This is a genomic window from Dyella halodurans (genome assembly GCF_026283925.1).
In the GTDB taxonomy this organism is placed as follows: Bacteria; Pseudomonadota; Gammaproteobacteria; order Xanthomonadales; family Rhodanobacteraceae; genus Dyella; species Dyella halodurans.
On record NZ_JAPDPF010000001.1, the window covers coordinates 424,737 to 442,045 of the forward strand.

Annotated in this window: 16 protein-coding genes and 3 tRNA genes; 15 read left to right on the top strand and 4 right to left on the bottom strand. The window is 63.5% G+C overall.

All coding sequences use genetic code 11. The annotated features are described in order from the left end of the window. Positions 1-49: 49 nt before the first annotated feature. Positions 50-424, bottom strand: a complete 375-nt coding sequence (locus OUZ49_RS01875; RefSeq protein WP_266148231.1) for a DUF2784 domain-containing protein — start codon at positions 422-424, stop codon at positions 50-52. A gap of 187 nt (positions 425-611) precedes the next feature. On the opposite strand from OUZ49_RS01875, the gene ppnN reads away from it, so the two are divergent. Together ppnN and OUZ49_RS01885 are read left to right on the top strand one after the other, a co-directional pair. After that, positions 612-2,015 (top strand): nucleotide 5'-monophosphate nucleosidase PpnN, encoded by a 1,404-nt coding sequence (ppnN, locus tag OUZ49_RS01880; protein WP_380005143.1) that lies wholly within the window; start codon positions 612-614, stop codon positions 2,013-2,015. A gap of 66 nt (positions 2,016-2,081) precedes the next feature. Further along, positions 2,082-2,158: transfer RNA gene (locus tag OUZ49_RS01885), tRNA-Asn, on the top strand. Positions 2,159-2,231: 73 nt separating this feature from the next. On the opposite strand, the gene OUZ49_RS01890 is transcribed toward OUZ49_RS01885, so the two are convergent. After that, the gene (locus OUZ49_RS01890) at positions 2,232-2,786 is read right to left on the bottom strand and encodes a GspH/FimT family pseudopilin (RefSeq protein WP_266148630.1); all 555 of its coding nucleotides are present in this window, start codon (positions 2,784-2,786) and stop codon (positions 2,232-2,234) included. Between the two features lie 160 nt (positions 2,787-2,946). Between OUZ49_RS01890 and uvrB the strand changes: the two genes are divergently transcribed. The 4 genes from uvrB to OUZ49_RS01910 all read left to right on the top strand — a co-directional run bounded on the left by uvrB (position 2,947) and on the right by OUZ49_RS01910 (position 6,615). Further along, on the top strand, positions 2,947-4,965 hold the full coding sequence (gene uvrB, locus OUZ49_RS01895; protein WP_266148233.1) for an excinuclease ABC subunit UvrB: 2,019 nt from the start codon (positions 2,947-2,949) through the stop codon (positions 4,963-4,965). An 83-nt stretch (positions 4,966-5,048) separates the two neighbouring features. Next, positions 5,049-5,123: transfer RNA gene (locus tag OUZ49_RS01900), tRNA-Val, on the top strand. A 351-nt stretch (positions 5,124-5,474) separates the two neighbouring features. Further along, on the top strand, positions 5,475-6,038 hold the full coding sequence (locus OUZ49_RS01905) for an OmpA/MotB family protein (RefSeq protein WP_266148234.1): 564 nt from the start codon (positions 5,475-5,477) through the stop codon (positions 6,036-6,038). Positions 6,039-6,165: 127 nt separating this feature from the next. Beyond that, positions 6,166-6,615, top strand: coding sequence for a CopD family protein (locus tag OUZ49_RS01910; protein ID WP_266148235.1), 450 nt, complete (start codon positions 6,166-6,168; stop codon positions 6,613-6,615). Positions 6,616-6,777: 162 nt separating this feature from the next. Here OUZ49_RS01910 and OUZ49_RS01915 read toward each other — a convergent pair whose 3' ends face one another. Next, complete coding sequence (locus tag OUZ49_RS01915; RefSeq protein WP_266148237.1) at positions 6,778-7,791, bottom strand: NAD-dependent epimerase; 1,014 nt, start codon at positions 7,789-7,791, stop codon at positions 6,778-6,780. Between the two features lie 409 nt (positions 7,792-8,200). On the opposite strand from OUZ49_RS01915, the gene thrS reads away from it, so the two are divergent. From thrS to OUZ49_RS01960, 9 genes are all read left to right on the top strand, one after another. After that, entirely contained in the window at positions 8,201-10,102 is a 1,902-nt protein-coding gene (gene thrS / locus OUZ49_RS01920; RefSeq protein ID WP_266148239.1) for a threonine--tRNA ligase, read from the top strand. 45 nt (positions 10,103-10,147) lie between these two features. Next, positions 10,148-10,675, top strand: coding sequence for a translation initiation factor IF-3 (gene infC, locus OUZ49_RS01925; RefSeq protein WP_323134909.1), 528 nt, complete (start codon positions 10,148-10,150; stop codon positions 10,673-10,675). A 333-nt stretch (positions 10,676-11,008) separates the two neighbouring features. Further along, positions 11,009-11,206, top strand: a complete 198-nt coding sequence (gene rpmI / locus OUZ49_RS01930; protein WP_038615747.1) for a 50S ribosomal protein L35 — start codon at positions 11,009-11,011, stop codon at positions 11,204-11,206. Between the two features lie 16 nt (positions 11,207-11,222). After that, positions 11,223-11,582: a 50S ribosomal protein L20 gene (gene rplT, locus OUZ49_RS01935; protein ID WP_017463630.1), complete on the top strand. Its 360-nt coding sequence runs from the start codon at positions 11,223-11,225 to the stop codon at positions 11,580-11,582. A gap of 126 nt (positions 11,583-11,708) precedes the next feature. Beyond that, on the top strand, positions 11,709-12,704 hold the full coding sequence (pheS, locus tag OUZ49_RS01940; protein ID WP_266148244.1) for a phenylalanine--tRNA ligase subunit alpha: 996 nt from the start codon (positions 11,709-11,711) through the stop codon (positions 12,702-12,704). A gap of 21 nt (positions 12,705-12,725) precedes the next feature. Continuing rightward, positions 12,726-15,137, top strand: a complete 2,412-nt coding sequence (gene pheT, locus OUZ49_RS01945; RefSeq protein ID WP_266148245.1) for a phenylalanine--tRNA ligase subunit beta — start codon at positions 12,726-12,728, stop codon at positions 15,135-15,137. 1 nt (position 15,138) lies between these two features. After that, positions 15,139-15,438, top strand: a complete 300-nt coding sequence (ihfA, locus tag OUZ49_RS01950; RefSeq protein ID WP_114823863.1) for an integration host factor subunit alpha — start codon at positions 15,139-15,141, stop codon at positions 15,436-15,438. Continuing rightward, positions 15,419-15,775 carry a MerR family transcriptional regulator gene (locus tag OUZ49_RS01955; RefSeq protein WP_019467383.1) on the top strand — a complete coding sequence of 119 codons (357 nt, stop codon included), beginning with the start codon at positions 15,419-15,421 and terminating at the stop codon, positions 15,773-15,775. Before ihfA ends, OUZ49_RS01955 begins: the two co-directional genes overlap by 20 nt. A 70-nt stretch (positions 15,776-15,845) precedes the next feature. Then, positions 15,846-15,922 (top strand) — tRNA-Pro (locus OUZ49_RS01960). A gap of 66 nt (positions 15,923-15,988) precedes the next feature. On the opposite strand, the gene serA is transcribed toward OUZ49_RS01960, so the two are convergent. Continuing rightward, on the bottom strand, positions 15,989-17,221 hold the full coding sequence (gene serA, locus OUZ49_RS01965) for a phosphoglycerate dehydrogenase (protein WP_266148632.1): 1,233 nt from the start codon (positions 17,219-17,221) through the stop codon (positions 15,989-15,991). Between the last annotated feature and the right edge of the window lie 88 nt (positions 17,222-17,309).

The window sequence follows — 17,309 nt, forward strand, 5'->3', positions numbered from 1 at the left end:
GCCGCGTGGCTCTGGCGCGACGTGACGGATACGGCAATCGCCAAACCGTCTACTGGCGTCGCCGTGGTGGAACCAGGAACCAGGTCAGCAGCACGAGTAAGGCGAAGAGCGCATAGCCGAGCGTGAACACCCAGGCCGGCAAGTCGTAATACAGCAAGCGGCTCACCCAATGCTGCAGGAAGCCTTCTGTCCCGGTGCTGCCGGTACGCAGCCAACTCTCCAGCTCCGTCAACGGGCAGGCGATGCCCAGCAGGGGCAGTGCGGCCACCACGCCAATGGCGCAAAGATGGACGACGCGAAAGGTCCGCTCGCGGATCCACGGCCAGCCGACGCCCGCACCGACCCATATCGCCACGAATCCGCCGACGATGAACAGCACGAGCAGCGCGTGCACCACAAGTACGGTATCGGCCAGCCGGGCCACGGCATCCTCCCAGTTCCAGGGCGATCTGCAGCAGATTATTCGACAAGCCCCTTGCATAAGGCCATGGCGGCGACACTTGCTGGCTTGACCCTGGCATGCCTGGCGCGGGAAGCTAGACGGTCCGCCATGTTCCGTGCGGACGTACGAGCCGTGAAGGCGCGGCTAGGAGATTGCTTCAATGAATGAGATGAAAGCCGGCAAGGCCGGTCGAGCCGCCACCGTGAGCGCGCGCATTTCGCCCGCCGGTGGCCTGGATATCCTTTCCCGCAACGAAGTCGCGCGTCTGCGTGACGCCAGCGGTTCGGGCCTGCACGCCTTGCTGCGCCGCTGCGCGCTGGCGGTGCTGACCTCGGGCAGCATGAGCGACGATCCACGCACCATCCTCGAGCAGTTTCCCGACTTCGACATCCAGGTGCTGCAGCAGGATCGTGGCATCAAGATCGAGCTGACGCACGCGCCGGCCCAGGCTTTTGTCGACGGCCAGATCATCCGTGGTATCAACGAGCTGCTCGTCGCCGTGGTGCGTGACATCGTCTATGTGTCGACGCAGATGGAGCAGGGCAATTTCGACCTGGACGACAGCGTGGGCCTGACCCACGTCGTGTTCGAGATCCTGCGCAATGCGCGGATTCTCAAGCCGCAGATCGATCCCAATCTCGTCGTGTGCTGGGGCGGTCATTCGATCTCGCGCGAAGAATACGAATACACCAAGCAGGTCGGCTATCAGCTTGGCCTGCGTGCCCTGGATATCTGCACCGGTTGCGGCCCGGGCGCGATGAAGGGGCCGATGAAGGGCGCCACCATCGCCCATGCCAAGCAGCGTCGTCGCAACAACCGCTATATCGGCATTACCGAACCCGGCATCATCGCGGCCGAATCGCCCAATCCGATCGTGAATCATCTGGTGATCATGCCGGACATCGAGAAGCGCCTCGAGGCGTTCGTGCGCATGGGGCACGGCATCATCGTGTTCCCTGGCGGCGTCGGCACGGCCGAGGAAATTCTCTACCTGCTGGGCATCCTGTTGCATCCGGACAATGCCGGCGTGCCGTTCCCCTTGATCCTTACCGGCCCGAAGAACTCGGCGGCCTACTTCGAGCAGATCGACCGCTTCCTGCGGCTGACCCTGGGCGACAGCGTCGCGCAGCATTACCAGATCATTGTCGATGATCCGGCCGCCGTGGCCCGCGCCATGGTTCGCGGCATCGACAAAGTGCGCAATCACCGCCTGGACACCAAGGATGCGTTCTTCTTCAACTGGACCTTGAATATTCCCTACGCGTTCCAGCTGCCGTTCCGCCCGACCCACGAAGCCATGCGCGCGCTCGCGATCCATCGCGATCGTCCGCGTCACGAGCTCGCGGCGGACTTGCGCCGTGCCTTTTCCGGCATCGTCGCCGGCAATGTGAAGGAAGAGGGCGTGCTGGCCATCGAGCAGCACGGTCCGTTCGAGATCGACGGCGACAGTGCGATCATGCGCACGCTCGACGAGCTGCTTAAGGCCTTCGTCGCCCAGCACCGCATGAAGCTGCCGGGTGGCAGCGCCTATGTGCCGTGCTACCGGGTACTTACCAGCGAGCCGGCCCACTAAGCACTGAAATTGCACCGAAAGTCTTGACAGCCCAGGGCTGGATATACAAACTATCCAGCTCACCCCGCCCGAATAGCTCAGCTGGTTAGAGCACTTGACTGTTAATCAGGGGGTCGCTGGTTCGAGTCCAGCTTCGGGCGCCATATTTGACAAGGCCTTGCAGCGGTGCGGGGCCTTGTTTTTTTGCGAGATCGACAACGTGGGCGAGGCTGGCGTCTAGTCCCCGTTTGTGCAACGGCTGGCCTGGTCGGGCTTGGTCTTGGGGCTCTTGATGCGACCTGCGTCGGAGACCACAACGCTAAGTGTGCCGCCCGTTCTCCCACGCACGCATAGCGTGAAAGTGACGTTGCTGCCAACCGCGCTGCCGTCGTTCTGGAAGCGTACCCGTCGGCGTCCGCTGGTGCTCAGGATGGTGAGTGTCGGGTGGCCCGGGCCTGTGAGCAGCGGTTTGCCGTCGATCTGGTCGGTCTGGCTGGTCCGGTAATGACCAATGAGCCAACCTCCTTCCCAGTGCACCTCGTCGGCACACTGCAGGCCGTCGCGGGAGGGGCACAGCATGGTCCGGCGCCCGGTTGTCGCCGCCAGCGCTCGCGCGTGATTGAGGGCCGAGATCAGGTCCAGCTGTGCCGCTTGCAGTCGGCTGCGACTCAGCAGGGCACCCAAGGCGGGCGCGGCCATGCAGGCGAGCATGGCGACGATAAGCCCGGCCACGATCTGCTCGATCAGGGTGAATCCTCGCTGGTACCGAGGGCTGGCCTGTCCCTGTCGCATGTTCAAGCCTCGCTTCCTGCGCTGCCGGGTAGGACAGGCTACTGCGTCGCGATAATCGATCGGAGTCGTCGCTCCAGCGTGCCGGCGGTCATAGCCTGCTGACAGGCACTGTCAGCAGGGGCAATTTAAAATGTCCCCCTGCGACCTCATGTAGACCGCCATGACTGACCGCTTTGAACTCGTATCGCCTTACAAGCCATCGGGAGACCAGCCGACGGCTATCCGTTCATTGGCCGAGGGCTTCGAGGCAGGTCTCGCGGCGCAGACGTTGCTGGGCGTCACTGGCTCGGGCAAGACCTTCACCATTGCGAACGTGATCGAGCAAGTGCAGCGGCCGACCATCGTGCTGGCGCCGAACAAGACGCTGGCGGCGCAGCTGTACGGCGAATTCAAGGAATTCTTTCCGCACAACGCGGTGGAGTACTTCGTCAGCTATTACGACTATTACCAGCCCGAAGCATATGTGGTCGCATCGGACACCTTCATCGAGAAGGATGCGTCGATCAACGAGCATATCGAGCAGATGCGCCTGGCGGCGACCAAGGCATTGTTGTCGCGCAAGGACTCGTTGATCGTGGCGACGGTATCGGCCATCTACGGCCTGGGCGACCCGGAAGACTATCTTTCGTTGCGCCTGATTCTCGCGCGCGGCGAGCACATCGACCAGCGTGCCTTGATTCGCCAGCTCACCGAGCTGCAGTACACGCGCAACGAGCTGGAGCTGCGCCGCGGCACCTATCGCGTGCGTGGTGAGGTGATCGATGTGTTCCCGGCCGAATCGGAGACCGAGGCGCTACGCATCGAGCTGTTCGACGGCGAAGTGGAAAACATGTCGTTGTTCGATCCGCTGACCGGCGAAACCATCCGCAAGGTGCCGCGCTATACGGTCTACCCGCGCACGCATTACGCGAGCACGCGGGAAAGCGTGCTCAACGCGATCGAGACCATCAAGGTCGAGTTGAAGGAACGGCTGGAGCAACTCTACAAGGACAACAAGCTGGTCGAGGCGCAGCGCCTCGACCAGCGTACGCGCTTCGACCTGGAGATGATGGCCGAGGTCGGTTACTGCCAGGGCATCGAGAACTACTCGCGCCACCTGACGCGGCGCAGTGCGGGCGAGCCACCGCCGACCCTGTTCGATTACCTCCCGGCGGATGCCTTGCTGGTGGTGGATGAATCGCATGTCACCATTCCGCAGCTGGGCGCCATGTACAAGGGCGACCGCTCGCGCAAGGAGACCCTGGTGGAGTTCGGTTTCCGCCTGCCATCGGCGATGGATAACCGGCCGTTGCGCTTCGAGGAGTGGGAGCAGCGTGCGCCGCGCTCCATCTATGTGTCGGCGACGCCACGCGACTACGAGCTGCAAAAATCAGGCGATGCCATCGTTGAGCTGGTGGTGCGCCCGACCGGCCTGATCGACCCGGAAGTGGAAGTGCGGCCCGTGCGCACCCAGGTCGACGACTTGCTTGGCGAGGTGCACAAGCGCGTGGCCATGGGCGATCGCGTGCTGGTGACTACGCTGACCAAGCGCATGGCCGAGAACCTCACCGAGTACCTGGGCGAGCATGGCGTCAAGGTGCGTTACCTGCATTCGGATATCGAAACGGTCGAGCGCGTGGAAATCATTCGCGACCTGCGTCTGGGCGAGTTCGACGTGCTGGTCGGCATCAACCTGTTGCGTGAGGGCCTGGATATGCCCGAGGTATCCCTGGTGGCGATCCTCGATGCCGACAAGGAGGGTTTCCTGCGCTCTACCGGCTCGCTGATCCAGACCATTGGCCGTGCCGCGCGCAATCTGCGTGGCAAGGCGATCCTGTATGCCGATGCGATCACCCGCTCGATGCAGGCGGCGATAGACGAGACCGCCCGTCGTCGCGAGAAACAGCAGGCTTATAACGAAACGCACGGCATCACGCCGCAATCGGTGGTGCGCCGCATCGCCGACATCATGGAGGGTGCGCGCAGCGAGGGTGGCAGCCGTAGCCGCGGCAGCCGTGGCGAGCGCCGCGCGGTGGCTGAACAGGGGGCCGACTACGCCGCACTCAGCGCCGACCAGGCCTCGGTGATGATCAAGAAGCTGGAGGCGCAGATGTACAAGCATGCCGAGAACCTGGAGTTCGAAGACGCGGCCCGGCTGCGCGACCAGATTCACCAGTTGCGCGAGCGCGCCCTGCGCTGAGCTATTGCTTTGATGGGGGTGGTTGTCGAGCCGATATCGCTCACGTATACTGCGCGGCTCGCACGGTACGCCGTTCGAGAACCGGGCGGTTAGCTCAGCGGTAGAGCACTACCTTGACATGGTAGGGGTCACAAGTTCGATCCTTGTACCGCCCACCAATTCGTAACCCATTGATCGAATGGGGCTAAGAGAGGAATCCGAGAGGGTTCCTCTTTTTGTTTGCGTCTTGCGCAGGTGCACGGGGCGAGCCCCCGATTCATTGCCCGCCCGGGCCGGACGTCAATCGGATCGGCGCGCCGCGACCTTCGCGACAGCCCTGGGGTTCCCCGACCATCCGCCGGCCTCCAGCTCGCCCCGGGGCAGGGACTACCTGAACAGCCAGCTTCCCCCTCCCGGCGTTTTCTTTTTGTTTTGTTCACGGGATGTCGGCCAAGATCGTTGGCAAGAAAGGCACATGTTCAGGGGCCAATATCGCAACCGCACCACTTCTCGTTGAGAGGGGAAGCCCAATGACGAAATTTTCGACAGTGTGCGTATTAGGTGCAGCGCTGCTTATGGCGGGCTGCGTGTCGCAGCAGAAATATGATGAGTCGCAGCAAAAGAACGCTGAGCTCGAGGCGCAGTACCAGCAGCTCAACCAACAAATGGGTACCGAGATCAATTCGCGCGAAATGCATATCGAGCGGATGCAGAACGCGATCAAGGTTTCGGTCAACAGCCAGTTGCTGTTCCCCTCGGGCGGTTGGGAAATGTCGGCTCAGGCCAAGACCAGCATTGCCAAGATAGCCCAGATCCTGGCACCGCATCAGCGCAACAAGATTATGGTCAACGGTTACACGGACAGCACACCGATCGGTGCGGCACTGGCCGCCCAGGGCGTTCCGACCAATCTCGTCCTGTCGCAAAAACGGGCTGACAACGTCATGCAGTTCATGATCTCGCAAGGTGTCAGGCCCGACATGGTCTCGGCTCACGGCTTCGGCGAGGAAAATCCGGTGGCGTCCAACGATACGCCGGAAGGCAAGGCGCAGAATCGCCGCGTGGAACTCACCATCGCGACTCCGGGTGGCTGAGCTGGCGAAACGCGGGGCAGGGTACACTTTCGCAAGGACGGTACCCTGACCCCTAGGATTGGCTCCGACGACACGGCGCGACCTTAGGGTTCGCGCCGTTTTTTTGTTTCTGTCGAAGGAGCCGTGCATGACGTATTTGTGGATCAAGAGTTTCCACGTGGTGTTTGTCATCGCCTGGATGGCCACGGTGTTCTACCTGCCGCGCATCCTGGTGAATATCGCCGAGGCCGGCGACGAGCCTGCCGTGCGCGCGCGGCTGGTGTTGATGGGGCGTCGCCTGTACCGCTTCGGGCACAACATGTTCGGCTTGGCTTTCCTGTTTGGCCTGACCCTATGGCTGGGGTGGCGGGTGTTCCCGGGCGTGCTGCCCAACGTCACGGCATCGCTGCACTGGCTCGACGCCAAGCTGAGCCTGGTGGCGCTGCTGCTGGCCTATTTCATCTGGACCGGTCGCCTGCTCAAGCGCAGTGAGCGGGGCGGTGCGCTGCCGTCGTCCAGGACGCTGCGGGTCATGAACGAGCTGCCGGTTTTGCTGCTGCTGGGGGTGGTTTTCCTGGTGATCGCCAAGCCGTTTTGAGGGCGTCGCCATCGGCCATGCCTCACCGTCATCCCAGCGAAGGCTGGGATCCAGCGCCTTTATCGGGTATCCCAGGAATCTGGAGCTGAAAGTCACTGGATCCCAGCTTTCGCTGGGATGACGGTGAGGGAATCGGAGGCGATGTGTGGGTGCGGGAGGTTTCTAGCTCTCCACCTGGTGATATTCCCGATACCACGCCACGAAACGCGCCACCCCTTCCTCGATCGAGGTGTTCGGGGCGTAATTCACATCGCGCCTCAGGGCAGAGACATCGGCCCAGGTATCGGGCACGTCGCCCGCTTGCATCGGCAGCAGGCGCTTTTCCACGCTGCGTCCGAGCTGCTGCTCCATCAGCTCGATGAAGCGCAGCAACTGTACGGGTTGATCGTTGCCTATGTTGTAGACCCGGTAGGGTGCGCTGGAAGTCCCAGGGCTTGGCGCAAGCGCGTCGTACGCCGGGTCGAGCAGGGCGGGATGATCCAGCGTGCGGATCACCCCCTCGACGATGTCGTCGATATAGGTGAAATCGCGGCTGTGATGGCCGTAGTTGAAGACGTCGATCGGCTCGCCACGACTGATGCGATCGGCGAACAGCATGGGCGACATGTCCGGTCGTCCCCACGGGCCGTAGACCGTGAAAAAGCGCAGTCCGGTGGTGGGCAGGTCGTATAGATGGCTGTAGGTGTGCGCCATCAGTTCATTCGCTTTCTTGCTGGCGGCGTACAGGCTCACCGGGTGGTCGACCGGGTCCTCGACGGCGAACGGCAGCTTGCGATTGGCGCCATAGACCGAGCTGGACGATGCATACACCAGATGCTCGATCTTGCCGTGCCGACAGGCTTCCAGGATGTTCACGAAACCCACCAGGTTGCTCTGCACGTAGGCTTGGGGGTTTTTCAGCGAATAGCGCACGCCGGCTTGGGCGGCGAGGTTCACCACGCGCTGGGGGCGGAAAGCGGTAAAAGCGTCGTTGACGGCATCCGCGTCGGCCAGGTCGGCGCGCCGATGGGTGTAATTCGGGTGCTCGGCGAAGCGCGCGAGGCGCGCCTCTTTCAGCGCGGGATCGTAGTAATCGTTGTGGTTGTCGATGCCGTAGACCTCGTTGCCGCGTGCCAGCAGGCGCTCGGTCAGGGCGGCGCCAATGAATCCGGCCGTGCCGGTGACAAGGATGCGCATCGGAAAACCCTTGGGAATGATCGGCGCATTCTATCGCCGGGGCGGGCGCTTGCCTTGCGGCGCCCTGCTGAATTGACAGCGCATAGTGGGCTAAACTAGCGTTCCGACGGAAACCCACGGAGACAAGGTGGCCCGCGCTCATCACGCCGGCCGAGTGTGCGACATGGCAACTACGAACTTCCAACGCTGACCACGCCACGCCTTGTACTCAGGAAGGGCGCGTGGCGCCCTTTTTTTATGGTTTGAATTTGTGCCCGCCATCCAGGCGGGCAAAGACAAACCGGCCATCCTTGGCCGGACGTGTGATGAGTTGCCTGCCGTCCAGGCAGGCAAAGAAAGACCGGCCATCCGTGGCCGGACACTTAACTAAAGGCACGTTCCGTTTGGAGCGTGCGTATCAGGTACTGACATGATTGAGATCACGCTACCCGACGGCAGCAAACGCCCTTTTGACCATCCGGTGACGGTGCAGGATGTCGCCGCCTCGATCGGTGCCGGCCTGGCCAAGGCCACGCTGGCCGGCAAGGTGGATGGCAAGCTGGTCGACGCCAGTTTCCCCATCGAGCACAACGCCAGCCTCGAGATCGTCACCGAGAAGAGCCCGGAAGCGCTGGAAATCCTGCGCCACTCCACCGCGCATCTGCTGGCGCAGGCCGTGCAGCGCCTGTATCCCGGCGCACAGGTCACCATCGGCCCGGTGATCGATAACGGTTTCTTCTACGACTTCGCCTATGAGCGCCCGTTTACGCCCGACGATCTGGTGAAGATCGAGGCGGAGATGGAAAAGATCGTCAAGGAAGGCCTGCCGGTGACGCGCAGCGTGAAGTCGCGCGACGACGCGGTGACGTTCTTCCGTGGCCTAGGCGAGGAGTACAAGGCCGAGATCATCGAGAGCATTTCGGCGAACGAAGAGCTTTCGCTCTACACGCAAGGTGAATTCACCGACCTCTGCCGCGGCCCGCACGTGCCGAACACCGGCAAGCTGCGCGCGTTCAAGCTGATGAAGGTGGCCGGAGCCTATTGGCGCGGCGACTCCAACAACGCGATGCTGACGCGCATCTACGGTACGGCGTGGCTAAACGACAAGGACCTCAAGGCCCATCTGCATCAGCTGGAAGAGGCCGAGAAGCGCGACCATCGCAAGATCGGCAAGGTCCTCGACCTGTTCCACCAGCAGGAAGAGGGTCCGGGCATGGTGTTCTGGCACCCGAACGGCTGGGCCATCTGGCAGCAGGTGGAGCAGTACATGCGCCGCGTGTATCGCCAGAGCGGCTACCAGGAAGTGCGCTGCCCCCAGGTGCTGGACGTGTCGCTGTGGAAGAAGTCCGGCCACTGGGACAACTACCAGGAGAACATGTTCTTCACCGAGTCGGAGAAGCACACGTTCGCGCTGAAGCCGATGAATTGCCCTGGCCACGTGCAGATCTTCAATACCGACCTGCACAGCTACCGCGAGCTGCCGATCCGCTACGGCGAGTTCGGCGCCTGCCATCGCAACGAGCCCTCGGGTGCGCTGCACGGCATCATGCGCGTGCGTGCCTTCACCCAGGACGATGGCCATATCTTCTGCACGGAAGCGCAGATCGAGCCGGAAGTGACGGCGTTCCACCAGCAGGCCATGAAGGTCTACGGTGACTTCGGCTTCGAGGACATCGCGCTGAAGATCGCCTTGCGCCCGGACAAGCGCATCGGCAGCGACGACGTGTGGGATCGCGCCGAGAACGCCTTGCGTGCCGCGCTGGCCTCCGCGGGCGTGAGCTGGGAAGAGCTGCCGGGTGAGGGCGCCTTCTACGGTCCCAAGATCGAGTACCACATGAAGGACTCCATCGGCCGTGCCTGGCAGGTCGGCACCATGCAGGTGGACTTCATGATGCCCGAGCGCTTGGGCGCCGAATACGTCGACGAGAATTCACAACGCCGTCACCCGGTGATGCTGCATCGTGCCATCGTCGGCTCGATGGAGCGCTTTATCGGCATCCTGATCGAGCACTACGCCGGCCTGCTGCCAACCTGGTTGGCGCCGGTGCAGGCGGCGGTGTTCAGCATCACGGATGCCCAGGCCGACTATGTCCGCGAGGTAACGCAAACCCTTGTCGATAAAGGTTTCCGCGTACAGGCCGATTTGCGCAATGAGAAGGTCGGCTATAAAATCCGCGAACATACGATGCAGAAAGTCCCTTACCTACTGGTGGTCGGAGATCGCGAGAAGGACTCAGGGGCTGTTTCCGTGCGTACACGTTCGGGCGAGGATCTCGGCAGCATGCCGCTGGCAGCCTTCGTCGAACGCCTGGAAGCCGAGACCAGCCGCTAAGCGGTGGTCCGGCCTTTGATATGAACTCTTCTGGAGGATAGTGGTATCGCTACCACCGACACTAAGGGCAATCGCCGTAACCACGAAATCCGCGTTCCGCGCGTACGTGTGATCGGCGCCGATGCGGAACAGCTCGGCATTCTCACCCGCGATGAGGCACTGGCACTGGCCCAGGAAGCGGGGATGGATCTGGTCGAGATCCAGCCGAACGGCGATCCGCCGGTCTGCCGCATCATGGATTACGGCAAGTTCAAGTTCGAAGCCCAGAAGAAGGCCCAGGCGGCCAAGAAGAAGCAAAAGCAGGTTGAAATCAAGGAAGTGAAGTTCCGTCCGGTCACGGACGTGGGCGACTACCAGATCAAGCTGCGCAACATGCTTCGCTTCCTCGAGGAAGGCGACAAGGTCAAGGTCACCATCCGCTTCCGCGGTCGCGAAATGTCCCACCAGGACCTGGGCCAGAACCTGGCCAAGAAGATCCAGGAAGACGTGGGCGAGAACGGCGTGGTGGAGTCCTTCCCGCGCCTGGAAGGCCGTCAGATGGTCATGATGATCGGGCCGAAGAAGAAGCAGTAATCCAGAAAAGGCGGCCTGAGGGCCGCCTTTTTTCTTCCTCTCCCCTCCGGGGAGAGGACCGAGGTGAGGGGCGGATGCTCGCGAAAGCGTTGCTACTCAGTCTCTTGCCCTATCCAGCACCGAGGCCAGCCCGGCCCCTCACCCCAACCCTCTCCCCGGAGGGGAGAGGGAGCCAAAGACTGGCGTTACCCTGACTTCCTCCGTATAATCGCCGGTTCGACCCATACGGACGGGTCGTGAACCGATCGTGGCAGGACGGAAAGAGCAGCCTTCTGGGTTGCCGCCAGATCAGTCAGAAACCGGGGTCTCAATCCCCCCTCAAGGAGCATTACGATGCCCAAGATCAAGACCAACCGGGCGGCCGCGAAGCGTTTTCGCAAGACCGCATCGGGCAAGTTCAAGGCCGGTCACGCCTTCAAGTCGCACATCCTGACCAAGAAGTCGACCAAGCGTAAGCGCGGTCTGCGTGCGACCAACCACGTCAAGGCTTGCGACACCAAGGGTGTAGCACGCATGTTGCCGTACTTGTAAGGCGAGGAGATAAACCATGGCTCGTGTAAAGCGTGGCGTTACCGCCCGTCGTCGTCACAAGAAGATCATTGGCCGTGCGAAGGGTTACTACAATGCCCGTCGCAAGGTCTTCCGCGTTGCCAACCAGGCCGTCATCAAGGCTGGTCAGTACGCCTATATCGGCCGCAAGCAGCGCAAGCGTCAGTTCCGCGCCCTGTGGATCGTGCGTATCAATGCCGCTGCCCGTCAGTTCGGTCTGTCGTACAGCCGCCTGATCAATGGCCTGGCCAAGGCCGGCATCACGGTCGACCGCAAGGTCCTGGCTGACATTGCCGTGCACGACATCAAGGCATTTGGTGCGATCGCAGAGAAGGCGAAGGCCAGTCTGGCCGCTTGATCGTCTGGCGCCCTGCGCCCTGACGATATGATGTGATCAAGCGGGGAGGAGGCCAAACGCCTCCTCCCCGTTTTTGTTGGTGGACCCCAGGCCTGCCAAGGCAGGCTCCTAGCCGGAACCTCATCGATGGACGATCTGGATAGCCGCGTCGCACAGGCGCTGGCCGATATCGACCAGGCCGACACGCTCGAAGCGCTCGACGCGCTGCGCGTGAGCCTGCTTGGCAAGAGCGGCATTGTGACCGCTGCCCTCAAGGCGCTCGGCGCCCTGGCACCCGATGAGCGCAAGGCGCGCGGCGCCGAGGTCAATCGCGTCAAGGATCGCCTCGCCGATGCCCTGGCCGCGCGCAAGCAGGTGCTGGAGCAGGCCGAGCTGGATCGTCGCCTGGCCTCCGAAACCCTCGACATCACGCTGCCTGGCCGCAACGGCGAGCGCGGTGGCATCCATCCGATCACGCGTGCGCTCGAGCGCATCTCGGCGATCTTCTCGCGCCTCGGTTACCAGCGCGCCGACGGTCCTGAGATCGAGGACGACTGGCACAACTTCGAGGCGCTGAATTTCCCGCCGCACCATCCGGCGCGCGCCATGCACGACACCTTTTATTTCGGCGATGGCCGCCTGTTGCGCACGCATACCTCGCCGGTGCAGGTGCGTTCGATGCAGGGACGCCAGCCGCCGATCCGCATTATTGCGCCGGGCAAGGTCTATCGCAGCGATTCGGATCAGACCCATTCGCCAATGTTCCATCAGATCGAAGGCCTGCTGGTCGATGAAACCTCCAGCTTCGCCGACCTGAAGGGCACCCTGGCCGAATTCATCCGCGCGTTCTTCGAGCGCGACTTCGAGATGCGTTTCCGTCCCAGCTACTTCCCCTTCACCGAGCCCTCGGCCGAAGTGGACATCCGTTGGGATGCCGAGGACGGCAGCACGCGCTGGCTCGAGGTGCTGGGCTGCGGCATGGTGCATCCGAACGTGCTGCGCAATTGCGGCATCGATCCGGAGCGTTACACCGGCTTCGCCTTCGGCCTGGGCGTGGAGCGCTTCGCGATGCTGCGCTACGGCGTTTCCGATCTGCGCGCGTTCTTCGAGAACGACCTGCGCTTCCTCAAGCAGTTCGCGTAATCGAAGCAGGGACCGACACGCATGAAATTCTCCGAAAACTGGTTGCGCCACCATGTGCCGACCCGCGCATCGCGCGATGAACTCGCTGCGACGCTGACGGCGATCGGCCTGGAGGTCGAGGACGTCACGGCGCTGGGCAACGCGCTGGACGGCGTCGTCGTGGCGCGCATAGTCAGCGCGCAGAAGCACCCCGAGGCCGATCGCCTGCAGGTCTGCCAGGTGGATACCGGCAGCGGCACCGTGCAGATCGTCTGCGGCGCGCCCAATGCGCGCGCCGGCCTGGTCGCTCCGCTGGCCACGGTGGGCGCGGTGCTGCCGGGCGGCATCGCGATCAAGGCAGCCAAGCTGCGCGGCGTCGAGTCGTCCGGCATGCTGTGCTCGGCCAAGGAGCTGGGCGTCGATCCGGATGCTTCGGGCCTGCTCGAGCTGCCTGCCGATGCAACGATCGGCATGCCGCTGGCGACCTACCTCGGCCTGCCGGACGCCACCATCGAGATCAAGCTGACGCCTAACCGCGCCGATTGCTTCAGCGTGCGTGGCATCGCGTTCGATGTCGCCGCGGCGCTGGGCGGCGAGGTCATTCCGCTGGACGCCACGCCGGTGCCTGCGCAGAGCGATGCCACGCTAAAGGTGGTGCTCGAGGCGGGTGCGCGCGTGCCGCGCTTTGCCGGTCGCGTCATCGACAACGTCGATGCCACGGTGGAAACGCCGGTGTGGATGGCCGAGCGCCTGCGTCGCAGCGGCCTGCGTCCGATCAGCTTCCTGGTCGACGTCACCCAATACGTCATGCTGGAACTCGGCCAGCCCATGCACGCGTTCGACAAGGATACGTTGGAGGGAGAGATCGTCGTGCGCCCGGCGCGCGCGGGCGAGTCGCTCGCCTTGCTGGACGGCCGCACGGTCGAGCTGGACGATGATTTCCTGGTGGTCTCCGACAGCCGCGGCGGCAAGGGCGCGCGTGCGGTTGCGCTCGGCGGCATCATGGGTGGCGCCGACACGCGTGTTACCGACGTCACGCGCAACGTGTTCCTGGAGGCCGCGCACTGGATTCCCTCGGCCATCATCGGCCGCAGCCGCAAGCTGGGCATGCATACGGACGCCGCCCATCGCTTCGAGCGTGGCGTCGACCCGCAGCTGCCGGGCATTGCGGTCGAATACGCCACGCGACTGATCCTCGATATCGCCGGCGGCGTGGCTGGCCCCCTGCTGGACGTCACGCTGCCGCAGCACCTGAGCTCGCCCGAACCGATCCTGCTGCGCCGTGCGCGGCTGGCGCGCGTGCTCGGCCTGACCGTCGCGGATGACGAAGTCGTGCGCATCTTCACGGCGCTCGGCATGCAGGTGGAGGCGTTGGCCGATGGCTGGCGCGTCACCGCGCCCAGCCGCCGCTTCGACATCGAGCGCGAAGAGGACCTGATCGAAGAGGTCGCGCGCATCCATGGCTACGAAAACATCCCGACGCATACGCCGGCCGGCGCGCTGACGCTCGCCGCCGAACCGGAGGCGCGCCTCAACGAATTGGCCGTGCGCGAGCAGTTGGCGGCGCGCGGCTACTACGAAGCCGTCAACCTCGCCTTTGTCGGCAACGAGGTGTTGCAGCGCTGGGGCATGACCGAGCAGCTGGTGGCACTGGCCAACCCGCTGTCGGCCGACCTGGCGGTGATGCGTCCCTCGCTGTTGCCGGGGCTGGTCGCGGCCTTGTCGCACAATCGCGCGCGCCAGCAGGAACGCGTGCGCCTGTTCGAGCTGGGCCGCACCTTCGGGATCGCACCGGCGGCAGCCGCCGCCAAGGAGGCGCCGACGGAAACGCCATCCCTGGCCATGGTGGCCTGCGGTACGGCCCAGGCCGAGCAGTGGGGTGAGGCGACCCGCACCCTGGACTTCCATGACCTCAAGGGCGATCTCGATGCCCTGATCGCCTGGGGTGGCGAGCCGCAGCGCTGGGCCGTCCACGCGGACGGCTTGCCTGGCTGGCTGCACCCGGGGCGCGGCGCCCGCGTGACCCGCGACGGCGTGACCGCCGGTTACCTGGGGGCGCTGCATCCCCAGCTGGCCAAGGCCCTGGACCTGGGTGCCGACGTCCACGTGCTGGAACTGGCCCTGGACCCGGTGCTGGCCCGTCGCCTGCCCAGGGCCCAGCCGGTAGCCCGCTTCCCCTCGGTTCGGCGTGATATCGCCATGGACCTGCCGGAAGCGGTCAGCTGGTCACAAATTGAACAGGTCATCCGGACCACCCTTGGCGAGCAGCTCAGGGAGCTGCGCCTGTTCGACCGTTACAGCGGCAAGGGGGTCGAAGCAGGCCGAAAGAGTCTCGCTATGGGCTTGATTTTACAGGACGCTTCACGCACGCTTACTGACGACGACGCGGACCGTTATGTACGTGAAGCGGTCGCAGCGTTGGAGATGGCATGCAAGGCAAGATTGCGAGGGTGAAATGGCGCTGACCAAAGCGGAGATGGCAGAGCGCCTTTTTCTCGAAGTGGGCCTCAACAAGCGTGAGGCAAAGGAATTCGTGGACGCTTATTTTGAAGTGGTCCGCGAAGCGTTGGAAAAGGGTGAACAGGTCAAGCTGTCCGGTTTCGGCAATTTCGACCTGCGACAGAAGAACCAGCGACCGGGACGTAATCCCAAGACGGGTGAGGAAATTCCCATTTCCGCACGCCGCGTGGTGACGTTCCGACCGGGTCAGAAACTCAAGGTGCGAGTCGAGGGCTATGCTGGATCAAGGGAATAACACCGAACTTCCGGCCATTCCGGCAAAGCGCTACTTCACCATCGGTGAGGTCAGCGAACTGTGCGGCGTGAAGCCCCACGTGCTGCGCTACTGGGAGCAGGAATTTCCCGCGCTCAATCCGGTCAAGCGCCGCGGCAACCGTCGTTATTACCAGCGTCACGACGTGCTGATGATTCGGCAGATCCGTGGCCTGCTCTACGACGAAGGCTTCACCATCACCGGTGCGCGTGCCCGTCTGGAAGGTCCGCAGGCACGCATGGAGTCGAGCATCTCCCACCAGATCGTGCGCCAGGTGCGCATGGAGCTGGAAGAAGTGCTGGCTTTGCTGCGTCGCTGAGCACTTTCGTACTTCAATGACTTTCGGTGCTACCCGCTGAGCTGGTAGACTCACCGACTTGCCGTATCGTCGGGGCGTAGCGCAGCCTGGTAGCGCATCTGCCTGGGGGGCAGAGGGTCGTGGGTTCGAATCCCGCCGTCCCGACCAATTCGGCAACAGATAACAGAACGGCGCCCTTGGGCGCCGTTTTTGTTTGCCTCGAGCGTGCGTTTCTCAGTACAGCACGCGACTGCGCAGCGTGCCGGGAATGGCCGCGAGTTGGTCCTTCAGCACGCCCGACTGCTTCTCGTCGGCAGCCACATCGATCACCACATAGCCGACTTCGCTATCGGTCTGAAGGAACTGGGCGTCGATATTGATATTGCCGCTGGAGAACAGTTCGTTGATGCGCGAGAGCGTGCCCGGCACGTTGCGATGGATGTGCAGCAGGCGGCGGCTGTGCGGGTGTTCGGGCAGCGAGACCTCGGGGAAGTTCACCGCCGACAGCGTCGAGCCGTTGTCGCTGTAGCGCACCAGCTTGCTCGCCACCTCGATGCCGATATTGTCCTGGGCTTCCAGCGTGCTGCCGCCGATGTGCGGCGTCAGGATCACGTTGTCCATGCCGACCAGGGGCGAGACGAAGGCGTCGTCGTTGCCCTTGGGTTCCACCGGGAAGACGTCGACGGCGGCGCCGAACAGATGGCCGGAGCGCAGCGAGGCGGCCAGCGCATCGATATCCACCACCGTGCCGCGCGATGCGTTGATCAGCAACGAGCCCTGGCGCATGCGCGCCAGTTCGGCCGGGCCGATCATCATGCGGGTCGCCGGGGTCTCGGGTACATGCAGGGTGACCACGTCGGCGCGCTCGAGCAGGTCTTCCATGCTGTCGGCGGCCCGGGCATTGCCCAGCGACAGCTTGGATTCGATGTCGTGGAAGATCACGCGCATGCCCAGGCTTTCGGCCAGCACGCCGACCTGGGTGCCGATATGGCCGTAGCCGACGATGCCCAGCACCTTGTCGCGCGCCTCGAAGCTGCCGGCGGCGGACTTGGTCCAGCCGCCGCGATGGCATAGTGCGTTCTTCTGTGGGATGCCGCGCAACAGCATGATGGCTTCGGCGATCACCAGCTCGGCCACGCTGCGCGTGTTGGAGTAGGGCGCGTTGAACACTGGCACGCCCAGCCGGCGCGCGGCACCCAGGTCCACCTGGTTGGTGCCGATGCAGAAGCAGCCCACGGCGATCAGCCGTTTAGCCTGCTGCAGCACCTCGTCGGTGAGGTGGGTGCGCGAGCGGATGCCCACGATATGGGCGTCCGCAATGCGCGCCTTCAGTTCGGCTTCCGGCAATGCCTTTTCATGGAATTCGATCTGGCTGTAGCCGGCGCGGCGGAAGCTTTCCACGGCGCTGCGGCTGACGCCTTCCAGCAGGAGCACCTTGATGTCTTGTTTCGGGAACGAGGTCTTCATTGGGTCGTTGCGCAAGAGGGAACCCCTTCACTATGCCAGACCTTGTGACAGATTTGCGGCATCGCAACACTGGACGATGCGCGCCGGC